At 63.7% G+C, this 22,063-nt stretch carries 19 protein-coding genes and 1 pseudogene; 12 read left to right on the top strand and 8 right to left on the bottom strand.

Going from position 1 to position 22,063, the window contains the following annotated elements:
* Positions 1-107 precede the first annotated feature (107 nt).
* Both QTI68_RS01590 and dctP read left to right on the top strand, forming a co-directional pair.
* Positions 108-1,409 (top strand): amidase, encoded by a 1,302-nt coding sequence (locus tag QTI68_RS01590; protein ID WP_286519217.1) that lies wholly within the window; start codon positions 108-110, stop codon positions 1,407-1,409.
* 29 nt (positions 1,410-1,438) lie between these two features.
* Entirely contained in the window at positions 1,439-2,368 is a 930-nt protein-coding gene (dctP, locus tag QTI68_RS01585) for a TRAP transporter substrate-binding protein DctP (protein WP_286519216.1), read from the top strand.
* Between the two features lie 300 nt (positions 2,369-2,668).
* Here the strand turns inward: dctP and QTI68_RS01580 are convergent.
* Positions 2,669-2,883, bottom strand: a pseudogene (locus QTI68_RS01580) (alkene reductase); the annotation flags it as partial.
* A 173-nt stretch (positions 2,884-3,056) separates the two neighbouring features.
* On the opposite strand from QTI68_RS01580, the gene QTI68_RS01575 reads away from it, so the two are divergent.
* The gene (locus QTI68_RS01575) at positions 3,057-4,799 is read left to right on the top strand and encodes a TnsD family Tn7-like transposition protein (RefSeq protein ID WP_286519214.1); all 1,743 of its coding nucleotides are present in this window, start codon (positions 3,057-3,059) and stop codon (positions 4,797-4,799) included.
* A gap of 149 nt (positions 4,800-4,948) precedes the next feature.
* On the opposite strand, the gene QTI68_RS01570 is transcribed toward QTI68_RS01575, so the two are convergent.
* From QTI68_RS01570 to QTI68_RS01560, 3 genes are read right to left on the bottom strand one after another with little or no spacing between them, the layout of a single operon-like run.
* Positions 4,949-6,250 carry an AAA family ATPase gene (locus tag QTI68_RS01570; RefSeq protein WP_286519212.1) on the bottom strand — a complete coding sequence of 434 codons (1,302 nt, stop codon included), beginning with the start codon at positions 6,248-6,250 and terminating at the stop codon, positions 4,949-4,951.
* Entirely contained in the window at positions 6,228-8,525 is a 2,298-nt protein-coding gene (locus QTI68_RS01565) for a TnsB C-terminal domain-containing protein (protein WP_286519211.1), read from the bottom strand. Before QTI68_RS01565 ends, QTI68_RS01570 begins: the two co-directional genes overlap by 23 nt.
* Positions 8,516-9,208: a PDDEXK family nuclease gene (locus QTI68_RS01560; protein ID WP_286519210.1), complete on the bottom strand. Its 693-nt coding sequence runs from the start codon at positions 9,206-9,208 to the stop codon at positions 8,516-8,518. The genes QTI68_RS01565 and QTI68_RS01560 overlap by 10 nt, the downstream gene beginning before the upstream one ends.
* A 1,656-nt stretch (positions 9,209-10,864) precedes the next feature.
* Here QTI68_RS01560 and QTI68_RS01555 point away from each other — a divergent pair.
* From QTI68_RS01555 to QTI68_RS01530, 6 genes are all read left to right on the top strand, one after another.
* A complete protein-coding gene (locus QTI68_RS01555) occupies positions 10,865-11,641 on the top strand; it encodes an enoyl-CoA hydratase (RefSeq protein WP_286519209.1) in 777 nt (258 codons plus the stop codon).
* 24 nt (positions 11,642-11,665) lie between these two features.
* Complete coding sequence (locus tag QTI68_RS01550; RefSeq protein WP_286519208.1) at positions 11,666-12,709, top strand: zinc-binding dehydrogenase; 1,044 nt, start codon at positions 11,666-11,668, stop codon at positions 12,707-12,709.
* Positions 12,710-12,794: 85 nt separating this feature from the next.
* Positions 12,795-14,030, top strand: a complete 1,236-nt coding sequence (locus QTI68_RS01545; RefSeq protein WP_286519206.1) for an MFS transporter — start codon at positions 12,795-12,797, stop codon at positions 14,028-14,030.
* A gap of 76 nt (positions 14,031-14,106) precedes the next feature.
* Complete coding sequence (locus QTI68_RS01540) at positions 14,107-14,262, top strand: hypothetical protein (RefSeq protein ID WP_286507973.1); 156 nt, start codon at positions 14,107-14,109, stop codon at positions 14,260-14,262.
* Positions 14,263-14,274: 12 nt separating this feature from the next.
* Positions 14,275-15,663 (top strand): phenylacetate--CoA ligase family protein, encoded by a 1,389-nt coding sequence (locus QTI68_RS01535; protein WP_286519205.1) that lies wholly within the window; start codon positions 14,275-14,277, stop codon positions 15,661-15,663.
* Positions 15,664-15,751: 88 nt separating this feature from the next.
* Positions 15,752-16,390 (top strand): LysE family translocator, encoded by a 639-nt coding sequence (locus QTI68_RS01530; RefSeq protein WP_286520189.1) that lies wholly within the window; start codon positions 15,752-15,754, stop codon positions 16,388-16,390.
* Positions 16,391-16,462: 72 nt separating this feature from the next.
* On the opposite strand, the gene QTI68_RS01525 is transcribed toward QTI68_RS01530, so the two are convergent.
* Entirely contained in the window at positions 16,463-16,990 is a 528-nt protein-coding gene (locus QTI68_RS01525; RefSeq protein WP_286519203.1) for a GNAT family N-acetyltransferase, read from the bottom strand.
* A gap of 110 nt (positions 16,991-17,100) precedes the next feature.
* On the opposite strand from QTI68_RS01525, the gene QTI68_RS01520 reads away from it, so the two are divergent.
* Both QTI68_RS01520 and QTI68_RS01515 read left to right on the top strand, forming a co-directional pair.
* Positions 17,101-18,183 (top strand): XdhC family protein, encoded by a 1,083-nt coding sequence (locus QTI68_RS01520; protein WP_286519200.1) that lies wholly within the window; start codon positions 17,101-17,103, stop codon positions 18,181-18,183.
* On the top strand, positions 18,180-18,671 hold the full coding sequence (locus QTI68_RS01515) for a C40 family peptidase (RefSeq protein WP_286519199.1): 492 nt from the start codon (positions 18,180-18,182) through the stop codon (positions 18,669-18,671). Before QTI68_RS01520 ends, QTI68_RS01515 begins: the two co-directional genes overlap by 4 nt.
* Here the strand turns inward: QTI68_RS01515 and QTI68_RS01510 are convergent.
* Both QTI68_RS01510 and QTI68_RS01505 read right to left on the bottom strand, forming a co-directional pair.
* On the bottom strand, positions 18,668-19,099 hold the full coding sequence (locus QTI68_RS01510; RefSeq protein ID WP_286519197.1) for a cupin domain-containing protein: 432 nt from the start codon (positions 19,097-19,099) through the stop codon (positions 18,668-18,670). The two genes, QTI68_RS01515 and QTI68_RS01510, sit on opposite strands and share 4 nt — an antisense overlap.
* 79 nt (positions 19,100-19,178) lie before the next feature.
* Positions 19,179-20,069, bottom strand: a complete 891-nt coding sequence (locus QTI68_RS01505; protein ID WP_286519196.1) for a LysR family transcriptional regulator — start codon at positions 20,067-20,069, stop codon at positions 19,179-19,181.
* A gap of 82 nt (positions 20,070-20,151) precedes the next feature.
* Here QTI68_RS01505 and argC point away from each other — a divergent pair, with 82 nt between their 5' ends.
* A complete protein-coding gene (gene argC / locus QTI68_RS01500; protein ID WP_286519194.1) occupies positions 20,152-21,078 on the top strand; it encodes an N-acetyl-gamma-glutamyl-phosphate reductase in 927 nt (308 codons plus the stop codon).
* On the opposite strand, the gene QTI68_RS01495 is transcribed toward argC, so the two are convergent.
* The gene (locus tag QTI68_RS01495; RefSeq protein WP_286519193.1) at positions 21,071-22,051 is read right to left on the bottom strand and encodes an ABC transporter substrate-binding protein; all 981 of its coding nucleotides are present in this window, start codon (positions 22,049-22,051) and stop codon (positions 21,071-21,073) included. The genes argC and QTI68_RS01495 overlap by 8 nt on opposite strands.
* Positions 22,052-22,063: the final 12 nt, after the last annotated feature.

Here is a 22,063-nt window from a genome sequence, read left to right as displayed (position 1 = left end):
GAAAGCTCACTCACTCGTCAACGTGGTTCTTGGGTGGATGAAACACCTCCGAGTAAGTACGGATCAGTCTTCCGCGCCTCACAAACACTTCTTCCCTTGAGAACGTCATGGAACAAATCTCCAAGCTTGAAACCGTCGAAACCATGCTGTCAAGAATCGAGGATCCGCGGGGGCAGGGGTCCGTCGTGTTCACACAGGTGTACCGCGAGCAGGCTCGTGCGTCCGCAGCGAGCGCAGATGTCTTGGAGAAGGCGGGAATTGAGCAGCATCCTCTGGCAGGGGTGGCAGTTTCTGTGAAGGACCTGTTCGATGTGAAGGGTGCGCAGACGCTGGCTGGGTCGCGCGCGCTGTCGAATGCCAAGCCTGCCTCTCAGGATGCAACTGTGGTCGCCCGGCTCCGCCGTTGTGGTGCCGCGATCATCGGCAAGACCAACATGACCGAGTTCGCGTTCTCGGGTTTGGGCATCAATCCCCACTACGGAACGCCGGTGAGCGTATGGGACCGGCCGGCTCGCCGCATCCCCGGGGGCTCATCTTCCGGTGCGGCGGTGTCCGTCGCCGAAGGAATGGCCTGGGCTGCGATCGGCACGGACACCGGCGGGTCGTGTCGAATCCCTGCCGCCTTCAATGGCATCGTCGGGATGAAGCCGACGGCTTCCACCGTGCCGCGGGACGGAGCGCTTCCCCTTTCGTCCAGCTACGATTCTGTGGGGCCCCTCGCGTCAACGGTGGCCGACTGTGCCAGGGTGTACTCGGTCATCAGTGGTTCTACCGCAACGCTGGTCAAACGCGAATGCTCCACCCTCCGTCTGGGGGTAATTCGAAACTACGTCTTGGAGGGGCTTGACGACTATGTCGGGCACGCATACGAGGCTGCTTTGAAAAAGCTGGCGGAGGCAGGTGCTGTACTGCACGAATTGACCCTGCCGGTGCTGAACGGAATGCCGGACGTCCTTCATGGCGGGGGCCTAGTCGCCGCGGAAGCATTTCAGTGGCATCGTGAGCTCTTGGCCAGCAACGAAAACGAGTATGACCCTCGAGTTTCGTTGCGGATCCTGCGTGGCCAAAGCATTGGAGCCGCCGACTACATTTCGTTGCTGGCCGTACGTGAAAGAATGATTCAGCGCTGGTCTGAGCAGATCGCGGAATTCGACGCTGTCCTGATGCCCACTGTACCCACCGTGGCGCCACAGTTGGAATCGCTTGAAGATGATGATGAGTACGGGCGTGTAAATCTGCTGCTGCTGCGTAACCCTACCGTCGTGAACATCATGGACGGCTGCGCCGTGTCGGTGCCGTGCCACGAACGCGGCGGCGCTCCGGTAGGCCTGTCGATCGCGGGAGACCGCGGGCGCGATTGGCTAGTGCTCAGCATCGCACGCATCATCGAGCAAGTGCTCGCCGGCTAATCCTTCCCACTAAATTTGTTGAGGACTCCATGCAAGGCGACATCCACTTAATTGCAGCGTCCGCTTACCCTGCAGGTACCCTGCCAGGGATGGGGCTGTCTCGCTTTGCAAAAGAGCTTTGCGTCCTTTCGGGTTCACAGATGACCGTCGATTGTTGTCATGACCTGCCGATGCAGGCCCCGTCGATACTGGATGCGGTGCGACAAGGAGACTTCCAGATCGGCGATCTGTACTGCGGCGCGCTGAGCAACGTGGATCAACTCTTTCAGATCGGTTCGATGCCGTTCCAATCGTCGACCAGGGCGTCTGCGTTGCAGCTCTTGGCGGTGGCGCGCCCGCACTACGAACAAGCCTTTGAGGCATTGGGAGTCCGTCTCGTGTACGTCTCGCCCTGGCCGCCAACTGGACTGTGGACGCGTGAGCCAGTCCGATCGAGGACAGAATTCGAGAAACTGCACATCAGCACTTACGACGATATGTCGGCCGACGTTATGAGAAGCGCGGGCGGCCAAGCGGTGCAAATGCCAATCGGAGAAGCCTTCAGCCACCTACGGCAAGGAAGCCTGGGAGGCGTTCTCTCATCGGGTGACGGCGCCGCGGGCCAGCGCCTCGGCGAGCACCTGCGATGCTTCTACGACATTAGATATGCCACGCCAATCTCTTTCGCCGTAATGAACGCTCAGCTGTATCGCGCCATGGCGAGCGATCAACAGCGGCTGGTTGATCAAGCTTCTGAAAAGATCGAACGATCGCTCTGGTGCGACTTGGATCGTCGTGTTCGTCAAAACCATAGCCACATGACGGCTGCCGGCATCCAGGTGTTCCCGGAGCTCGAGGCGAAGCTGAAGCAAGCTCTATGGGAAGGCGGGCACCAGGCAATCAGTCGGTGGGAGCAGGGCGCCTGTGGCAAGACTGCATCGATCCTCGGAGAATACTTTCCGTCGCCGCAGGGGAGGTAATCTGTGCCCCGCAGCTCGTCCCGTTGTGCCACCGGCGTGGTGATCAATCGCCCGATTGAGCGCTGACCCCGAATCCGAACACTGTCGGAGCGCTTCATCAACCGGGATCGTCACCTGCCCTTGAGCCTGACTAGTCCGACCCCTTGTGCGAATTCGGTAGCGATAGGTGCGAACGCGTCCGGACCCCCGCCCGGCCTCAATCACGCACTCCAAACTGCTGATCGTGGGCAGCGAGGCGAGCCTCTGGCTTGCACTGAAGATTAGCTCTTTGCAGAGGGCAGCGCTGGCGGGGCGTCCCGGCGCATCGCCATAGAAGGTATCGTGGTCTGCATTGTTCATCGGCGCATTTGCCTTCAGGCGTGCGACGAAGTCGGGATAGGCGAGCACCATCTGGCCGTACGCCTCCAGCTCAGCCAGGCCTGGCGCCACATCGGCGCCGATCGGTTCGCGCGCCCGCCCCGGCCGGTTCAGGGTGAGCGCGCCGTCCCGAGCCTGCGGATGTCCCCCAGCAGCGGCTAAGGCGGCGGCATACTCGTCTTCCTCGCCCATCTGCACGAGGTTGTCCCGGGGGGAAGTTGCGCCCTTCCATGCGGAGGAGTACCGTGGCCAGTTCGGTGCCGGATTCGCAGAGGGTGCCGGGCGGGACGTCTTACAGCTAGGGCTGGCTAGCGAGTGGAGAGTTCACACTATGAGAACCTCAGACCAACTTTCGTTGCTGTGTTGGTTGCCTGACGAGAGTCTATACAGCTTGTGCAGCCGCCAGCACCGGTTCTGGGGTTTCAGACATGCTTCAGAAACTTGCGAGCGGCTGTTTGGCGCACCTCTTGCTGGGACGCATCACGATTTGCCCAACCACCTGGCAGAGCTCGCCATCCGAACGGATTCGGCGTGGGGTGCCGCGCACGACCTCGCGCAGCAACGAACGTTGCTCAAGTTCTACGCGACCTTCTTGCGTGAAGAAAATGTGAACGAGTGCGTCGATGCGATGGCCGGAGACAGCGTCGCGCACCTGAGATTTCGCCTTGGTCTATGCGCGAGTCGGTTTGGTACGAATCATCCGCTGAAGGCGTGCCTTGCATGCATTGACGACGACGTCGAATCTAAAGGATGGCCGTACTGGCATCTGGAACATCAGTATCCGGGCGTGTGGGTTTGTAGGAAGCACGAGATGATGCTTCGCGAGTCGCTGTTGAAGTCGACTGGCCTGGGGAGGTTTCAGTGGCAGCTGCCAGCGAAGGAGCAACTTAGAGCCCGACTTGCAACGGGCTCCTTCGGAATCGATGAACCGACCGAGCAGGCATCGATCTTCGCCAGACTAATTGTTGAGCTGACAGAGTGGGGTGGCCGCATAGGAGTACCTCGATTGCGGCCTCTTTACATTAGGAAGCTGGATCAGCTAGGTCTTGTCACGCCGGGGGGACGCGTCCGAATCGGGAGCGTGGCCAACGATCTGTTGTCACATAGTTTGTCCGTGCGTCCAGTGGCTCCGGAGCTTGGAGCCTTTCCATCAAACTTGGACGAGGTCCGTGCCAATATGGAGCGCTTGCTTCGGCCGACTCGCTCTAGCATTCATCCGCTGCGACACATATTGATGATTAGTTGGCTCTTTCGGGACGCCGCGACCTTCTTCGATGCGTATGCCGAACTCCCTGATGATCCCGTGGATGTCGGTCAAGATCTGGGCGCTACGAACCTTGCTCAATACCGCATTGAAGGGGCTCCAGAGGCGCGTTCCGCCTCGATACGCACCGAGAAGCCGCAAGGGACAGGTCTGTCAGGGGGAATACTGCGAGTGTCAGAAGGCAGTGACTTGACGACTACGATGGCGGACGCCGGGCGTGTAGCGACGCGGCGCGGACCCTGGCTCGTCAAGGGCAAGTTGCGACAACAACTGATCACCAAGTTGGCGGCTGGCAGCGGTGCGCAGGTCCTCTCTGTCAAATACAAGGTTTCAAAGACGACCATTTATGACCTCCTGCGCACAGAGCCTGATCTCTTGGACACCTGGACCGAAGCCCGTGACCAACAGGTGCTCGACCGTGCGCGGCAGCGATGGCTGTATGCCGTAGAAAAGCACGGACACCTCGGGCTCCAGCGCGTGCGGATGCTCGAGTCCGCCGCATACACGCGGCTCTATCGTCAGGACCGCGCGTGGCTGGACCAGCACAAGCCTCCTCGCGTGAAGATGGATTTCGGAAGGCGTAAAGGGGTGTCGTGGCCCGCGCGAGATCTGGTTCTGAGCGCGCAGGTTCAACGCGCGCTGGATGAACTGGCAATGACAAGGTCTGGGGATCGGTGGCATCTCTGGCAGATCTGCCAAGCCGTACCGGAGGTGAAGGCGAAGCTTCGGGTGCTCGATCGACTGCCGCTAACGCGCCAGGTCGTGGATGCCGCATTGGGGCGAGGTGTGAACGGGTCTTCGATAAGGTGAGGTCATTGGCCTTGGATCGCCGTTGGAGGCTGCGCAGTGAATGATTCATCGTGTGCCAACCGAGGAGGCCGAAACTCAGGCAGCTTGCGCCACGGGAAGCCATGAACGGTTCGCCCATCGTCACAGAGACATGCATTGGATAGCCAAGCTCAAATCGTTCCGACCTTGTTCCAAAAGAGGGCCCAGAAGTCATCGTCTCGGGGCACCAAGTCCTCGTAACGAGATCTCGCATCGGGCGTGTTGGACAAGAGCGCCTTGACGCAGGGTTGCAGCAGCTTCAGGTAGGTATCCGCTGCCGTTTTGAAGTCCTGCAGAAGGAGGTTGTCAACCTTGCAGCGTGAAGCGGCAGCTCGGTCAAATGCAACGCGGTGCGCGGCAATCCACAGAGCAATGATAAGCCGCTGGATTCCAGCAGTGCGATCAATGACGACGCGCGCAAGTTCGTCACTGTCTTCAATGCGGTCCTTAACGAACTGGAGCTTGAGCAACTGTTTGAAAAATATCCTTCTGAAATAGGATTTCGGATCGATGCTATTGAATCGCTCCAAAGAGTAGTACCCCATCGTGGAAACGCGCTCCATAGTGCTAAGGCGTTTTGTCAATGCGCCTATACCATCGTATGTGCCGCTCGTGACAGTAGGAATACCCGAGTTTATAAAAGTGAGAAGCCATTTAAGGGCGTTGTCGTCGCTTATACGCAACATTGGACCAGGTTGTTCTGGCGCCTTTTTCCTTCTTCGCTCTTCAAGGGTTGGAATATGAAAGAGATTCTGTATCTCATCAAGATGCAAGATTCCGAGCGATTCTGCCCTGGCGACCAGCGACCACTCGTCCAGCATCTGTTGTCCGTTGGGCTTTTTGAGATCTACGAATCGCGAAAAGCGATTTCCTTGCGTAGCCAAGTCCCACTGGGTTCCCAAGGCGCGGGCCAAATCGGGAGACCGTCCTCCTGCCGGCACATTGACCGACAGGTGGACAACTTGCAAATGATGGCCAATGATGCCCGGGTATGATTGGTGCTTAATGACTTGAGGATAAAGCCCAAATATCTGCTTAAATGTTTCAGTCTTTCCGGTTCCACTGTCGCCCCCAAGTACAGCTGCCGACGCAGGGGCGGCTTTGAGCCCTTTCAAGGTGCTGTACCCGGAAAGCTGGGCCCATGTGCGAGCGTCCGCCGGATTTCGGTGGCTGTAACCTTCTCTGATCATTACATCGACTGTGGCTGCAAGAGGGGTTGCTTGGCCTGGCGGAAGATACAGATTGCGTATGAACATCACCCAATGCAGTCTCAGGTGCCGAGGTATCGATTCAATTAGTGCTGGAAGTTGAGGTATAACCGTCATTAGTTCCAAGGTTCGCGCAGGAGAGAGGATCGATCCTAATGGGCCAATTAGAATATTTTCTCCATATGGATTCAAATCTGAGGGGTCAATGATGGCTGACTTTTGCATGGGACATCCTTCCAAGAATTTTGTTCATCATTGCGATATGCGCGTGATCGGATTCCTCGATTTTCGCCTCGTCGCCGATCACAGTCGAAGGGTGAAGGCCTGCGTTTTTTTCTACTTCGATTTTCCGAGCCTTGGTGACGTTGGGAATTTCTTGAGGAAAAGAGAGAGTTTCGTTCGTCAATGCTTCTGCCTGTGAGATTATCAGTTTCGAGATTTGACCAAGTTGATTGTTCAGCACGACACGACGGTGTTCATAATCGGCATTATTCAAGGACCCGAAATAGAAGGCATCCATGACGTCATCCAACGTCTGAAAGCGTGTGGCCCTCGTGAAATCGGAAAGCTGAAGATCTAGCAGCCCGTTGCCTGAGGGATTGGGCGTCCAAATTCTGGAGACCGTTCCAGGGAAATTCAGAGCTGGAATTTCGCTCCTCCCAAAATTTCTTGCATACGCAGTCCATTGTTCTTCTTCGATTTGGGGGCAAGAATAATCCAAGCCTGCGAAGTTAACGCCGCTTCGGGTGATGATCGCGGTGCGATCTCCCGGCAAGAGTGATGTGATGAGCTGTGGAAGAGTCGTCGCTCGCTGCACCCCAGCGCCAATGGCGTGCCCATAGCTCCAGAGTCCGGCAGGCGACGGGAACACGCCTGCTTGCAGCATGTTGGTATCTAGCCGCTTGCTCCGATCGGCGTTCAAGTTGTAGAGCGTGAATATGATATAAAGGTAGGTGGCGAACTCCGGAACCGTGAGGACCCCTTCCTTTGGATTGAAATGCTTCAATTCATACTCGGGACGTCGCGCATCAATTGCTCCAGGCACGAATAAGAAGATCTTGTTCTTCGCCACGCGATGGAGGACCTCGTTGATGCCTCGAAGGTCTGGGCGGTATGGCGGCATGTATTGCAAGTGCACTTCCAATTCCACACCGAATTGCTTTGCCCCTTTGCTCAGGTACTCGCCGCGGTCGCACCAGAGATAGTAGGAAAGAGTAGGGGATGGGTGCAGGCTCATGATCGGCACGTAATGCCAGAGTTCACCCATCAGGCTTGGCGGCGCCGCCGCGGAGAAGATCGCGAGCTTGGCCGTCGCCCAACTGGGACCGCTAAGGCAGACGTGGAAGCCTACGATCGCTGTCGACCAAACGTCGACGACGATATAGACGATCGGTCGACCGACAAACCATGCGCGGTTCACTGTCGATCGGAGGTACACATCGCCGACTGAACTGTCGATGGCATACGTGTGGCCCGGTCCGGGAACTCCCTTCCAGCTTCGCGCCTTCAGGCCACGCTTGGCCCTGGTCATGTGTCCTTCGGTAGTGCTCTGCGCTAGTCGAACGAGACGATCCGTTTGGCGTTCGAGGAACCTTGCGATCTGCCGTCTCGATGGATAGGCGCCCTTCGGTAGCGGGATTGGCACCAAGCAGCCATCGACTTCCTTGCACTGCGTGAAGAAATGACTATCGAGAATCATCTGGGCCCTGTCCGGATAATCCGGCTTTGGACACTGGATCAAGGCATCGCCGGCCAAGATGAGTGCCTGCCAATCTGTGCAAATACCAGGTTGTTCAGGCGGTAAGATTTTCTGTGTCTCGGCGTAGTGCTTTCGCTGCTTGTTCGTCCAGCGACCGGCCTTCTTGCGACCCCCTGGATCACATGGCCGTGAGATACCCCGCGCGCCAGATCTGAAGTAGCGGTCAATCAGGCTGCTCTCCTCGAAGCCATAGCGACAGAGCAGCGAAAAGTACTTATAGATAGTGCACGCGGCGCGCCCGCTTTCAGTTTTTGCGGCCTCGACGAGGCCCGCAAGAGAACGCGTCTTCAGGAGTTGCTCTTGGAGGCCCTCAATGTCGAGGAAGATCGCCATCGCAAGGCAGCGCGCCTTGTGGTCTTCGTTTTCGTATGGGTCACCGTCCTTTTCCTCAAACTCCTTGCTCGCCGAGTCATCCATTGGACGTGGCTTGATGTTGTAGTACCGAGAGTCATTGAGCAGGTCCACCTGCAAAACCTGAGCTTCGGCGCTCAGTTTCTCGAGTTTGGTCACGGTGGTCCAAATGAGTTTTCCGACGAGCGGCTGGGGAGGCCTTTTGCGGGGATTTTTGGTAACCTCCAAATGCTTCCTGCCACCGTGCGAGGGTTTAATTGCGCTGGCTGGGGCGGCTATACACGCCAAAGCGCAACTGTCACAGTCTTTCCCGATTGCTACGATCCGAAAGGTACCATTCAAAGGCTCAGCTGCGGTGATACGAATCACACCGTTTTGCATCAACTCCATGATGATCTCCTCATCGTGATTGGATTGAGCTCTCGAAAATCCGACAGGGGAAGTAGTGGGTAGGGAAAATTCAAATTCCAGCCCATTCGCATGTCAATTGATAGGGCCTCTTCCCAGACCGATTGCCAGAATGCCCGTTGGGCCAGTTCCATGCTGCCCAATTTGGAAGCCATTCTTTGCAAATTGATATAAAGTGGCGACGCCTGATGAAGACGATGAATGGCCTGCGCGATCGCTCTCGATTCTTCTCCCGCTTCTTTATCAATTGCCCAGGCAGCAGCAGATCTGAGAAGATCGCTCACGCGAGGGTCATATAGCTCGCGCGTGAAAAAAATCCAAGGAACGCCTCTGATTTGCCAGTAGCTCCTTTCCAATGAAAGGAGTTGTCGTTCTCGAGGGGTTATCTTCTTGTTGGGTTTGGCGCCGACTGCCAAGGCAGAAAGCTCCCGGCTGCAATTGCCTGCGGGACCGTAAACGATCAAGCGATCAGTCGAGAGTGTCCATGGCTTGGTATCGGCGCCCTCTCTGATTACAGGGTGCTTGATGCCCAATAATTCGGCTAACTCTAAGGTTCCGAGATACTTTTTTCGCGGATCGACCATCATGTAGGCCGACAAATCGTGAATGGCAGAGTCGAGCGAAAGAGGTCGCTGTTCGGTGCTATCCTTAACGGTGGAATCCAAACTCGTAAATAGCAGACAATCCCATTCCCCATCGCTCAATAGAGCTTGCTGTCGACCGCGCCAAAGATGAAGATGAGAGCGACCCCTGCTTGCGGGATCGCCTCGGGAAACGCCATGCCAAGGAACGTAGTCTAGGTAAGCGCCCAACCCACGGCCTTCTCGGAGGAATCGGGCGAGAGTTGTCGTTGTAAACCGCTTGGTCGTTCGCATCATGGCCCTTCCTGCGAGGCGGGCTATCGCTGCTGGCGTTGAGCCCAGGTGACAAGCTCGCTTAGGTCTGCGGGCCGCACCAAGGCGACTTTGGCGCTGGTATCGCATCACTAGATGAAAAGCATCGGCCTGCACGTCCCATTAAGAAGGCAGCGGGATGGCGCGACCTCGTTCATACTCCTCTCATCGGAGGTGAGGGTAACGATCCGTTATCAATGTCGCGACGGTGGCCTCGCCAACGGAACCGACCTGTAAAAATAGTATGAGTGCCTCCTAAACCCTGGTGCGGTTTGAGGTCTGGCATTTTCAAATGCAAACACCGCATCCATCGGCTTCGTCCATAGTGACCCTCCGATCAACGCCAGAACATACCCGGGCATATAGGGAACTTGACTTCCGAGAAACAGGTCGCACGTCTTGCGGACACGATTGTAATCGGCGACCTCACGCATCCAATCCGATGGATAGGTGGTTAGGACTTTTTCGGCGAGGTCGATTCCTTGTAGGCTCGAGGCGATCTTGACTCCGAGACGTGCTGATTGCCGAAGAATCGAAAAACGCACCACGACATTGATAAAAGGCTTCCCTAAATATAGCATCACCTGACATATTTTCGAATAGTTGGCAACGGCTGGATGACTTCTGCAATCTCTAATCATCTTCTCTTCCGTTTTTGAAGGCGCTAGATTTTCAGCGAATTCTGGTTGCGTTTCGTAGGCGCTCAACGGTGCTCGCGAAAGCTGCACTCTTGGATGTATAGGACACCAGTACATCCCGGGAATTTGGTGCGTCCTGTGCCAATAGCTTCGTGTACCCGTGTGAAAATCGATGCTGGCGCATTTTTTACACCAATAGACATATGGCCGTAGATGGTGGAATATCTGGCCCCGTCGTTCGGGATTTTCCCATCTATTTCGGCAGGAAATTCCGCTCAACGCCACCATTGAGTGTTGAGCTGCAAAATCGCTCGCAGTCAACCCTGACACCTGAGCGAGAATTGCTGCGCGCTTGAATCCCTCTAGACCCGGCCTTCCAAGAAGATCTTTCGTCTTTTTACCCTGGTAATCTCCCGGTGCTAGAAAATTGATAGCGCGAAACCAACTGTCGTAGCCCCAGACTATTTCATCCGGCAAAATTAGAGGTCTGGTAAACCGTATCATTGCACTCTCGACCATTGTTTGCGACCCTATTGGGACCTCGTGTGAGTTTCTGGAACGGCGTTTACGACTGGCTGTGGCGCGAACGAACCTCTGGGGCACGCCCCCAATATGGCCAGCGTTTACGACTTAAATAGCTAGCAACACTGCTGCTGCTCCGCACCACCGCCTAGGAAACAACATGTTCACCTCATCGTCCATTCGCCGCCGCCTGCTGGCCGACGAGGGCGCCTTGTTGTCGGCGCTGATCAAACAGCAGAAGATCGTGGTGGATTGACACGGGACCGGCATGCACGAACAACCCATCCTCACGCAGGCCCACGGTCGGGTCGGCCTCATCACGCTGGCCCGGCCGCGGCAGATGAATGCGCTCGACGACGCACTGATGGACGCGCTCGGCGCGGCGCTGCTCGGATTCGACGCCGACGCCGACATCGGCGCCATCGTGATCACCGGCAGCGCGAAGGCCTTCGCGGCCGGCGCGGACATCGCGGCGATGGCGGACTGGGGCTACATGGACGTCCACCAGGGCGAGTTCATCACGCGCAACTGGGAAACCATCCGCCGGGTGCGCAAGCCGGTGATCGCCGCGGTGGCGGGTGTCGCGATGGGCGGCGGCTGCGAGCTCGCGCTGGCCTGCGACATCGTCATCGCCGCCGAGTCGGCGCGCTTTGCGCTGCCCGAGATCAAGCTGGCCATGATGCCCGGCGCGGGTGGCACCCAGCGGCTGCCGCGCGCCATCGGCAAGGCCAAGGCCATGGACATGTGCCTGTCGGCCCGCACGCTGGACGCCGCCGAGGCCGACCGCTGCGGGCTGGTTTCGCGGGTCGTGAGCGACGAGCGCCTGCTGCCCGAGGCGATGGAACTCGCGGCGCGCATCGCCGGCTTTTCGCTGCCCGCGCTGATGGCGATCAAGGAGTCGGTGAACCGGGCCTGGGAGGCTTCGTTGACCGAAGGCATCCTGTTCGAGCGCCGGCAGCTCCATGCGCGCTTTGCCAGCGAGGACGCACACGAAGGCATGAACGCCTTTCTCGAGAAGCGCCAGCCGGTGTTCCGGCACGGCTGATCCACATCCCACGAGGAGCACCGCATGCAGGCAGTCTTCATCACCGGCCACGGCGGCAACGAGGTCGTCGCCGTCGGCGAGCGGCCGAGGCCGATGCGTGGGCCGGGCGAGGTGCTGGTGCGCCTCCAGGCGGCCACGCTCAACCAGGTCGATCTCTACATGCGCGACAGCGGCGCGGGCATCACGCATCGGCTGCCCCAGATCATGGGACTCGACGGCGCCGGGATCGTGGAGGAGGTGGATGCGGACGAGCCTCTTCTGGCGCCCGGCCAGCAGGTCGTGCTGCATCCGGGCATCGCCTGCGGCCGTTGCGAGTTCTGCCAGCGCGGCCAAGGTGTGCTGTGCACCGCGATCCAGTACCTGGGAGAGCATCGCGACGGCACCTTGGCCGAATACGTCAGCGTGCCGGCCCGCAACGTGTTCCCGATGCCTGCGCACCTGAGCCACGCCGAGGCCGCGGCGCTGGGGGTCAACCACCTCACGGCCTGGCGGATGCTGTTCACCAAGGCGCAGATCAAGCCCTGGGAGACGGTGCTGATCTTCGGCATCGGCGGCGGCGTCTCGCTGGCGGCCCTGCAGCTGGCCCGGCTGGCCGGCGCCAGGGTCATCGTCACGTCGCGCACCGACGCCAAGCTGCAGCGCGCCCTGCAGATGGGCGCTGACCATGCGATCGACAGCGCGACCCGCGACGTGGCGAAGGAGGTGATGGCGCTCACCGGCGGCCGCGGCGTCGATGTCGTGATCGAGAACGTGGGTGCCGCGGTCTGGTCCGGCGCCATGAAGTCGCTGGTGCGCGGTGGCCGGCTCGTGACCTGCGGCGCCACCAGCGGCGACCAGCCGCCGGCGGACCTGCGCCGCATCTTCATCCGCCAGCTCCAGATCCTGGGCTCGACGCTGGGCGATCTCGACGAGTTCGCGGCCTTGCTGTCGCTGGTCCGGCGCACCGGCCTGCGTCCCGTGATCGATGCGGCGTTTCCGATGGCCGAGGCCCACGCGGCACTCGACCGACTGGGCGCCGTCGACCGTTTCGGCAAGGTGGCCATCACCATCGCCGACGGCGCGCGCTGATCGCTCCGCGAAGGGGCCCATCGCCAGATGGCATGCGCGCCGCGGGCATGCAGCGGGACAATGAATGCGACTCCCGCCGCCATTCATGTCCGATATTTCCGCCGCCAGTTCCCCTCGCACCCTTGCCGACCCGGCCGCCCAACACTGGCGGCGCAACCTCGTCGTCTGCATGTTCGGCTCGTTCACCACCATCGTGGCGATGACGCTGCTGCTGCCCTTCCTGCCGCTCTACGTCGAGCAGCTCGGCGTGCGCGATCCCGCGGCCATCGTCCGCTGGTCGGGCGCGGCCTACGGCGCGACCTTCTTCAGCGCCGCGCTGGTGGCGCCGCTGTGGGGCCGGCTGGCCGACCGCTACGGCCGCAAGCTGATGCTGATCCGCGCCAGCCTGGGCATGGCCGTCGCGATGGCGCTGATCGGCCTGGCGCAGGACGTCTGGCAACTGGTCGGCCTGCGGCTGCTCGCCGGCCTGCTGGGCGGCTATGCCTCGGGCTCGACCGTGCTGATCGCGACCCAGACGCCGAAGGAGCGCTCAGGCTGGGCCCTGGGCACCCTGTCGTCCGCGGTCATGGCCGGCAGCCTGGTCGGCCCGCTGATCGGCGGCGTCCTGCCGCCGCTGATCGGCATCCGCTGGACCTTCTTCGGCGCTGGCGCGGTGATCTTCGTCGCCTTCCTGGCCACGCTGTTCATGGTCCGGGAGGAGCGCCGCCCGGCGCGTGCCAAGGCCGACGCCAAGCCGGCCGGCGGCTGGGCCGCGGTGCCCGACAAGCGGCCCGTCACCGCGATGCTCTTGACCGGGATGCTGCTGATGCTGGCCAACATGTCGATCGAGCCGATCATCACGGTCTACGTCGCGCAGCTGGTGGCCGAGCCCGCGCGCGTCACGGTGATGGCCGGCTTCGTGATGTCGGCGGCCGCGCTGGGCAGCATCCTGTCGGCCTCCCGGCTCGGCAAGCTGGCCGATCGGGTCGGCCACTGGAACGTGATCATCGGCTGCCTTGCGATGTCGGCCGTGCTGCTGGTGCCGCAGGCCTTCGTCACCTCGGGCTGGCAATTGGTCGGGCTGCGCTTCCTGATGGGCCTGTCGCTCGGCGGGCTGCTGCCGTGCATCGCCAGCGTGATCCGGCACAGCGTGCCCGAGGGCACCGCCGGCAGCATGCTGGGCTATTCGATTTCCGCGCAGTACACCGGTCAGGTCGCGGGGCCGCTGCTGGGCGGCTTCGTCGGCGGCCATTTCGGGATGCCGACCGTGTTCCTCGCCACCTGCTTGCTGATGGCCTTCGGCGCGCTGTGGAATTGGCGCGCGAAGCGGGCCTGCGACTGATGCCGACTGTTCGTCTGTATTTCTTGCCGCCGGCGGCTCAAAATGGGCGTTCTTCCGCAGTCCGAGGATCAGTCCCATGTCCACTCCCAAAGTCCCCTCCGAGGACGACCCCGGGCAGCTGCCCGTGGAGCCTGAATTCCCCACCGACGCCGACCCGACGAACCCCCATTCGGACGAGGGCCAGCCCGGCGCCGACGAGAACGCCGCCGGTTTCGTGAAGGAGAAGCTCTAGGGAGGCCACCTGATGCCGCCGCCGGTCGACCCCTGGTTGTCGGGCTCGGTCGCGCTGGACGTTGCGCTGGCCGCGCGTGCGCCGGCGGCGTCGATCGCCGCCCGGCAGGCGGCGCGCCTGGGCCGGCTGCTCGCTTCGGCCCGCCTGCACTCGCCGACCTACCGGCGCCTGCTCGACGGCCGCGCGCCGGACCGGCTGCAGCTGGCGGACCTGCCGGTCGCGCACAAGGCCGCGCTGATGGGCGATTTCGACGGCTGGGTCGCCGATCCCTGCCTGCGGCTGGACGCCCTGCGCCGCTTCGTGGCCGACCGCCGGCGCATCGCCGAGCCCTTCCTTGGCCGCTACGCGGTATGGGAGAGTTCGGGCAGCACCGGGGAGCCCGCCATCTTCGTGCAGGACGCGGCCGCGATGGCGGTCTACGACGCGCTGGAGGCGCTGCGGCGGCCCGTGCTGCGGCCACTGCAGCGCTGGCTGGACCCGTGGGGCCTCGCCGACCGCATCGCCTTCGTCGGCGCGACCAGCGGCCACTTCGCCAGCACCGTCTCGATCGAGCGGCTGCGGCGCCTCAATCCGGCGCTGGCGCAGCGCCTGCACGGGATCTCGTTCCTGCAGCCGGTCGCGCGCCTGGTCGAGCAACTGAACGCGCTGGCGCCGACCGTGATCGCCACCTATCCGAGTGCGGCGGTGCTGCTGGCCGAAGAGCGCATCGGGGGGCGGCTGCGGGCGTCGCCGGGCGAGATCTGGACCGGTGGCGAAGACCTGTCGGCGGCCGAGCGCGACTTCGTGCAGCAGGCCTTCGGCTGCCCGGTGGCCAACAGCTACGGCGCGTCGGAATTCCTCTCGCTGGCCTTCGAATGCGGCCACGGCGGGATGCACCTCAACAGCGACTGGGCGATCCTGGAACCTGTGGACGCGCAAGGCCGCGCCGTGGCGCCCGGCGAACTGCCCGCGACGACCTTGCTCACCAACCTGGCGAATCACGTGCAGCCGCTGATCCGCTATGACCTGGGCGACCGCGTGACCGTTTGCCCGGGCGGGTGTCCTTGCGGCTCCTGCCTGCCCGTGATCGAGGTCCAGGGCCGCTGCGAAGACACGCTGCACCTGGGCGCCGCCCGCTCGGGCCCGGTCAGCGTGCTGCCACTGGCACTCAGCACGATGCTGGAGGAGGGCGCCGGCCTGTTCGATTTCCAACTGGTGCAGGTGGGCCCCTGCGAATTGCTGTTGCGCACCGGGCTGTGCGGTTCGGCGGCCGGCCCGGCGCTGCGGCGGGCGCGGCAGGTGCTGGGCGAGTTTCTCGAATCCCAGGGTGCGCCGGGGGTGCGGATCCATTGCCGCAGCGGCGAACCCGGTCGTGCCGGCCGCAGCGGCAAGGTGGCGCGCGTGGTGGCATCGGCGCCCTGATTCCGGACCGCGGGCCGGGGGTTTCCCGGTCCGAAGACAATCGGGACCTGAAACGCCACCGCGCGGGTGGCGTCACTGAGGGGTGATGGTGACCTGGTCGAACTGGCTCGTCTTTTGCGGTGTTTCGTTGTTCATGGCCTTCACGCCCGGCCCGGCTGTGCTGCTGGCTGTCTCCAACTCGGTGTCGGTCGGGCCTCGCCGCGCCATGTGGGGTTCGCTCGGCAATGCGGTCGGCGTGTTCCTGGTGTCGGCCGTCGCGATGGCCGGCCTCGGCGTGCTGCTGAGCAGTTCCGCCACCGCGTTCATGGTGCTCAAGCTGGCCGGTGCGGCCTACCTGGTCTACCTCGGCATCCGGCAGTGGCGCAGCGGCGCCAACGCCTTCGCCGACACCCGCCGGCCGGACGAAGCCTTGCCGCCCGCCACCCTGCGGCTGTTCGGGCATGGCCTCACGGTGGCCGTGACCAACCCCAAGAGCATCCTGTTCTTCTCGGCCCTGTTCCCCCAGTTCCTGACGCCGGGCGCGCCGGTGGCGGAGCAGTTCTTCGTGCTGACGGCGACCTTCGCCGTTTTCACCGTGCTGTCGCATGCCTTCTACGTGCTGCTGGCGCGCGGCATGAAGCACAGCTTTTCCGACCTGCGCCGGGTGCGGCTGTTCAACCGCATCGCGGGCGCGGCCTTCGTGCTGCTCGGGCTCGGTCTGCTGCGGCTGCGCAGCAGGGTCTACTGAGACTTTGCGGGACAGACCAAAAACTGCGCAGCAGTTTTTGCTCTGTCCTCAACTGACTAGAAGATTCCGCCGTCAGGGCGCGCGCAAGGCGTCTGGCTCGGTACGCGCATCCACCTTGAGCTGCAGGAACACCAGGTCCAGCCAGACGCCGAACTTGGTGCCGACCTCGCTCATCAGGCCGACCTGTTCGAAGCCGAGCTTCTTGTGCAGTTCGATCGAGCCGGTGTTGTTGGCCTCGATGGCGGCGACCAGCACATGCTTGCCGATGCCGCGCGCGCGCTCGATCAGGGCCACCATGAGCGCCTTGCCGATGCCCGCGCCGCGGCAGTCCTGGCGCACGTACACCGAATGCTCCACCGTGTGGCGGTAGCCGTCGAAGGCGCGCCAGTCGCCGAACGAGGCGTAGCCGGCGACGCCGCCTTCGGCATCGATCGCCACCAGCACCGGGTAGCCGACGCGCTGCCGCTCGGCCAGCCAGGCCGCGCGATTGGCGGCGTCGACGGTCTTCTCGTTCCAGATGGCGGTGGTGTTGCGCACCGCGTCGTTGTAGATGGCGACGATGCCGTCGATGTGGGTGGTGTCTGCGTCAAGGACCTGCATGGGGCCTCCAGGGGAAAGATCCGGCGATTTTCAGCCCGAGTCGGGCCTGCGCTGGTCTATTCTTGGTTCTTGGCGTGGAGCAAGCGACATGCCGACCGAAGGAGTCCTCGATGCCCGATGAAGATCCGACCGCCGCGAGCCCCGGGTCCGCCGACACGGCCCCGGCGGCGATCCTGCGCCAGGCCCTCGCATGGAAGGACGCCGCGGCCGATGTGGCCCTGGCGACGATCGTGCGCGCCTGGTCCACTGCGCCGATGCGCGCCGGCAGCCAGATGGCGGTGCGCGGCGACGGTGTCCGCTTCGGGTCGCTGTTCGGCCCGCCGGTCGATGCGCGGGTCGCGCAGGCCGCGCTCGATGTCCTGGACCGGGGTGCGGACCCTAAGCTGGGCGTCGCCGTCGACGACGCGACCGCCTCGACCGCGGGGCTTGCCTGCGGCGGCGCCCTGGAGATCCGGCTCGAAGCGATCACGGAAGGCGACGCGGGCCACGCCGACCTGTTGCGCGCGGCCCTGCGCGCCATCGAAGACCGGCAGGGCGTCGTGCTGTGCACGCGGCTCTCGGACGGCCTGCGCGCCTGCCTCCCCGCCAGCGGCGCCGCTGCGCATGCGTGGGCGGCCGAGGCCCGCGACCGGGCCCGCGCCGACGACACCGGCATCGCGAGCGTGGACGGCGACGAGGTGCTGTTCCAGGTCTTCAATGCCCCGCTGCGGCTCTTCGTGGTCGGGGCCGTCCGCGCGGCCCGGGCGCTGCTCGATGCGGCGAAGCTGGTCGGATTCGGCGTGACCATCATCGACCCGCGGCCCGGCCACATGCAGGCGATGCCGTTTCCCGGCGCGCGACAGGTCGTCGACGATGCCGCCCGCGCGTTGCGCGACGCGCACCTGGACGAGCGCTGCGCCGTGGTGTTTCTTTCGCACGCGCCCGAGATCGACGACCCCGGGCTGGCCGAGGCGATCGGCAGCCGGGCCTTCTACGTCGGTGCGCTCGGCAGCCGAAGGACGCATGCGGCGCGCCTCGCCCGGCTCGCCGAGCGGGGCCACGCGCCCGAACTCACCGCCAGGATCCATGGGCCCGCGGGCCTGCGCATCGGTGCCGTCGGGCCGGCGGAGATCGCTGCCTCGATCGTGGCGGAAATCGTCGCCGTGCTGCGGCGGGGCGATGGCGGGCTGGCATCATCCGACCCGTCACCATGAGCAACCCGCGCTTCGCCTCGACCCTCGTTCGCCTGCTTTCGACGGCCGCCTGCCTGCTGGCGCTGGGCTGCGCGAGCCCGCCGCCGCCGATGTCCGGGGCCGGTCCCGCGGCGCTCTCGGCCGAACAGTCGAACGATGTCGCCATCCATGCGCTGGGCCTCGTCGGCACGCCCTACCGCTACGGCGGCAACACCCCGGCCGGCGGCTTCGATTGCAGCGGGCTGATCGGCTACGTGTACCGCCAGAGCGCGGGCCAGGCGACGCCGCGCACCGTGGCCCGAATGGCCGCCTTCGGCCGTCCGGTGCCGGTGTCCGAGATCCGCTCGGGCGACCTGGTGCTGTTCGGTGCCGCCACGCCGTCGCACGCGGGCATCTACGTCGGGGAAGGGCGCTTCGTGCATGCGCCGTCGACCGGCGGCGAGGTGCGCCTCGACCGCCTCGACGGCATCTACTGGTCGCGCCAGCCGACGCAGGTGCGGCGGCTCTAGGTCTGTGCGGGCGCCGCCGGCTTCAGCCCGTAGCGCGACATCACTTCCATCAGCTTCGCCCGGTCGGGCGGGCCGCCGGCATTGACCACGACGGCCACGTCGCGGAAGTACTGCGCGCCGATGTCCGGCGTCAGGACGACGAGCGCGCGCGCCGTCTGCGTCCCTTCGTTCTTGAAGCCGTGCACCGAGCCTCGCGGCGTCGACATCCATTCGCCCGGCTGGAGCTGGCGCGTGTCGGCGTCGACCGTGTAAGTGATCGAGCCTTCGACCACATAGAAGAACTCTTCGTTGTCACGGTGGCTGTGGGCCGGCGGGACGTTGGAGCCGGGCGGCACCGTGAGTTCGAACACGCCCAGCCCGCCGCTGGCCGAGCCGTCGACCAGGTAGCGGATCTCGAGTTGGCCTGCGCGGATCGGATCGCTGCTCATGGGAGGTCTCCTGTGGTTTGGCGGCCATCCTACCGGGAGGCGCCATCGCGTCAAGGCCGATCGCCACCGATCATCCGACTCACGTGGCCGGATCCCTCTCGGGCAGCAACGCGTCCAGGACGAACCGCGTCGGTCCGCTGGCGCCCCGGTCACTGACCGCGAGACCCAGCTGCCGCCATAGCGCCGGGCTGAGCGGGCGGACGGCGATGCGAGGGTCCCGCGCGGGCTCGTGCGATTCCGCCGGCAGCAGCGCCGCGCCGTAGCCCGCGGCGACCAGGGTCCTGATCGCATCGTTGTAGTTGAGCTCGATGCGCGGCCGGCAATGCACGCCGGCCGCAGAGAACCATTCCGCGGTCAGCCGGTAGAGGCGGGTGGAGGCGTCGTTCATGATCAACGGTCGCTGGCCCAGCCACTGCGGCGTCAGCCGCCTGGGTGCCTGCCAGGCCGCCGGCAGGAAGGCGACCACGGCCTCGCGCCGCAGCGGCGTGACCTGGACACCCCGCACCGGCGCCTGCGGCAGCGCCACGACCGCCAGGTCCAGGCTGCCTGCGGCGAGCCGGGCCATGCTTTCGTTGGACGTCAGCACCTGCACGTTGACGTCGATGCCGGGATGGTGCCGGGCCAGGCGTTCGAGCGCGGGCGGAAGCAGGTGCGCAATGGCGCCCGTCGAGGCGCCCACGCGCACGCGCCCCGTCTGGCCGGCGAGCTGGCGCCGCACGTCCTCCACGGCGTCGTCGGCGTCCGCCAGCAGCCTGCGGGCACGCGCGATGAAGCGCTCCCCCAGGGCGGTCGCTTGCGCGGGCCCGCGCCCGCGAACGAGCAACTGGCCGCCCAGGCGCGACTCCAGTTCCGCGATCTGGACGGTGACGGTCGGTGCCGCCAGATGAAGGGCGCGCGCGGCATTGGCCAGCGACCCGAGGTCGGCAATGGCGACCAGGGTGCGCAGATGGTCGAGGCTCAGTTCCCGCATGTCGCTAATTTAACTTTTCTTAATCCGGGGTTGGATAAATTTAGCTGGAGCCATCGCGGTCGACTGCCTACGATCGCACGCCATGGACCTCCTCAACATATTCATCGACGGCGACCAGGGCACCACCGGCCTGGACCTGCAGAACCGGCTGCGGGGCGGCGAATTCCGCATCAGCACGTTGCCGACGGAAGTGCGCAAGGACGCGGCTGCCCGCCGCGACGCCCTCAACGCGTGCGACATCGCCATCCTTTGCCTGCCCGATGCCGCGGCGCGCGACGCGGTGGCGATGATCGAGAACCCTTCGGTGCGTGTCATCGATGCCAGCTCGGCTCACCGCACCAGCCCGGGCTGGGTCTACGGCCTGCCGGAACTCGATGCACGGCAAGGCGAACGCATCGCCGCGGCATCGCGGGTCAGCAATCCGGGCTGCTATCCGACCGCCGCGGTCGCCCTGCTGCGACCGTTGACGGATGCGGGCCTGCTGCCCGCCGACTGTCCGCTCGTCATCCATGCCGTCTCGGGCTATTCGGGTCAGGGCAGGGCGGCGGCGGAAGCGCACGAGGCCGGAGCCGGGGCGCATTCGTTCAAGGTCTACGGCCTGGCACTGGAGCACAAGCACGTGCCGGAAATCGAGGCCTACGCCGGCCTGGCGCAGCGGCCCATCTTCGTGCCGGCCTATGGCAGCTGGCGGCAGGGCATCGTGCTCACCATCGGATTGCACGCGCGATGGCTTCCCTCGGACGCGTCGGGTGCGCGCATCCACGAATGCCTTGCGCAACGCTACCGCGATGCGGCGCATGTGCGCGTGCTGGCGATGTCGTCTGCCGAGCCGATCACCGAACTGGACCCGCAAGTCCACAACGGTTCGAACGACATGAGTCTGGCCGTTTCGTGCAATGAACGCACAGGGCAGATCGTCTTGAGCGCAGTGCTCGACAACCTGGGCAAGGGCGCCGCGGGTGCGGCCGTGCAGAACCTGCGTTTGATGGCGAGCGCCGATCTCAGCTGATGAGCCGGTCGGCGCGCACCAGCAGCGACTGCGGCAGCTTGAGTCCGATCGCGTTGGCGGTCTTCTGGTTGAGCACCAGCTCGAAGGTCGTCGGCCGCTCGATCGGCAGGTCCGCGGGCCGGGCGCCCTTGGCGATCCGGTCGACATACGACGCCAGCCGCGCATAGGAGTCCACCAGCCGCGGGCCGTAGGTGCACAGCGCGCCGCTGTCCGCGAAGACCGGCCAGCCGGACATCACGGGCATCTTGCGCGCGATCGCGAAGTCGAGGATCTGCCGCCGGTTGGCCACCGCGAAGCTGTCGCTGAAGATCGACACCGCGCGTGCGGGCGAAGCGGCCATGGCATCTAGCGAGGACGCGAGCTCGCTGCGCGTCCGCGCCGGAAAGTACTCGGTACGCAGGCCGAGTTGCCTGGCCGCGCCGTCGGTGTAGTCGCGCTCGATGTGCGAGCCCGGATGTTCGGGGTTGGCCACGATGGCCACGTCGCGCAGCGACGGAACCATCTCGCGCAGGATCTCCAGCAACTTGCCGTTCATCTCGGCGGCCATCAGCGTGAGGCCGGTCATGTTCGACTCGGGGTGCGCCAGACTTTTCGCGAAACCGGCCGAAACCGGGTCGCCGCTGAAGACGTAGGCCACCGGCACGGCCACCGGCAGGCCGCTCACGACGTTCACTGCCGGCCCGCCCTGCGCCAGCAGGATGTCGATGCCCAGGCCCTGGAGTTCCGCGACCTGTTCGGGGACGCGGTCGACCGAACCGTCGCCGTACCTGAACGCGATGGCAAGGTTCTGGCCTTCGACATGGCCCAGCCGGGCGAGCGAGGCGCGCAGCGCCGCGACCATCGGCGCCAGGCTGGCGGGCTCCTGCGCAGTGACCCATCCGAGGCGCAGCACCTTGTCGGCTGCGCAGGTCCGCGAACTGTTCTGCGTCAACGCAAGGGCGAACGCGGTGCCCAGGACCAAGCGGCGTTTCATGGCGGGAGCGTG

It is taken from the genome of Variovorax sp. J31P207 (genome assembly GCF_030316965.1).
In the GTDB taxonomy this organism is placed as follows: domain Bacteria; phylum Pseudomonadota; class Gammaproteobacteria; order Burkholderiales; family Burkholderiaceae_C; genus Variovorax; species Variovorax ginsengisoli_B.
Note: the sequence above shows the minus strand (reverse complement) of the source record. Positions and strands in the feature narration are given on the sequence as shown.

What these genes read in the sequence shown, in the direction of transcription:
- QTI68_RS01590 (WP_286519217.1), top strand. Translation starts at nt 108, where the DNA reads ATGGAACAAATCTCCAAGCTTGAAACCGTCGAAACCATGCTGTCAAGA.
- dctP (WP_286519216.1), top strand. Translation starts at nt 1,439, where the DNA reads ATGCAAGGCGACATCCACTTAATTGCAGCGTCCGCTTACCCTGCAGGT.
- QTI68_RS01575 (WP_286519214.1), top strand. Translation starts at nt 3,057, where the DNA reads ATGAGAACCTCAGACCAACTTTCGTTGCTGTGTTGGTTGCCTGACGAG.
- QTI68_RS01570 (WP_286519212.1), bottom strand. Translation starts at nt 6,250, where the DNA reads ATGCAAAAGTCAGCCATCATTGACCCCTCAGATTTGAATCCATATGGA.
- QTI68_RS01565 (WP_286519211.1), bottom strand. Translation starts at nt 8,525, where the DNA reads ATGGAGTTGATGCAAAACGGTGTGATTCGTATCACCGCAGCTGAGCCT.
- QTI68_RS01555 (WP_286519209.1), top strand. Translation starts at nt 10,865, where the DNA reads ATGCACGAACAACCCATCCTCACGCAGGCCCACGGTCGGGTCGGCCTC.
- QTI68_RS01550 (WP_286519208.1), top strand. Translation starts at nt 11,666, where the DNA reads ATGCAGGCAGTCTTCATCACCGGCCACGGCGGCAACGAGGTCGTCGCC.
- QTI68_RS01545 (WP_286519206.1), top strand. Translation starts at nt 12,795, where the DNA reads ATGTCCGATATTTCCGCCGCCAGTTCCCCTCGCACCCTTGCCGACCCG.
- QTI68_RS01540 (WP_286507973.1), top strand. Translation starts at nt 14,107, where the DNA reads ATGTCCACTCCCAAAGTCCCCTCCGAGGACGACCCCGGGCAGCTGCCC.
- QTI68_RS01535 (WP_286519205.1), top strand. Translation starts at nt 14,275, where the DNA reads ATGCCGCCGCCGGTCGACCCCTGGTTGTCGGGCTCGGTCGCGCTGGAC.
- QTI68_RS01525 (WP_286519203.1), bottom strand. Translation starts at nt 16,990, where the DNA reads ATGCAGGTCCTTGACGCAGACACCACCCACATCGACGGCATCGTCGCC.
- QTI68_RS01520 (WP_286519200.1), top strand. Translation starts at nt 17,101, where the DNA reads ATGCCCGATGAAGATCCGACCGCCGCGAGCCCCGGGTCCGCCGACACG.
- QTI68_RS01515 (WP_286519199.1), top strand. Translation starts at nt 18,180, where the DNA reads ATGAGCAACCCGCGCTTCGCCTCGACCCTCGTTCGCCTGCTTTCGACG.
- QTI68_RS01510 (WP_286519197.1), bottom strand. Translation starts at nt 19,099, where the DNA reads ATGAGCAGCGATCCGATCCGCGCAGGCCAACTCGAGATCCGCTACCTG.
- QTI68_RS01505 (WP_286519196.1), bottom strand. Translation starts at nt 20,069, where the DNA reads ATGCGGGAACTGAGCCTCGACCATCTGCGCACCCTGGTCGCCATTGCC.
- argC (WP_286519194.1), top strand. Translation starts at nt 20,152, where the DNA reads ATGGACCTCCTCAACATATTCATCGACGGCGACCAGGGCACCACCGGC.
- QTI68_RS01495 (WP_286519193.1), bottom strand. Translation starts at nt 22,051, where the DNA reads ATGAAACGCCGCTTGGTCCTGGGCACCGCGTTCGCCCTTGCGTTGACG.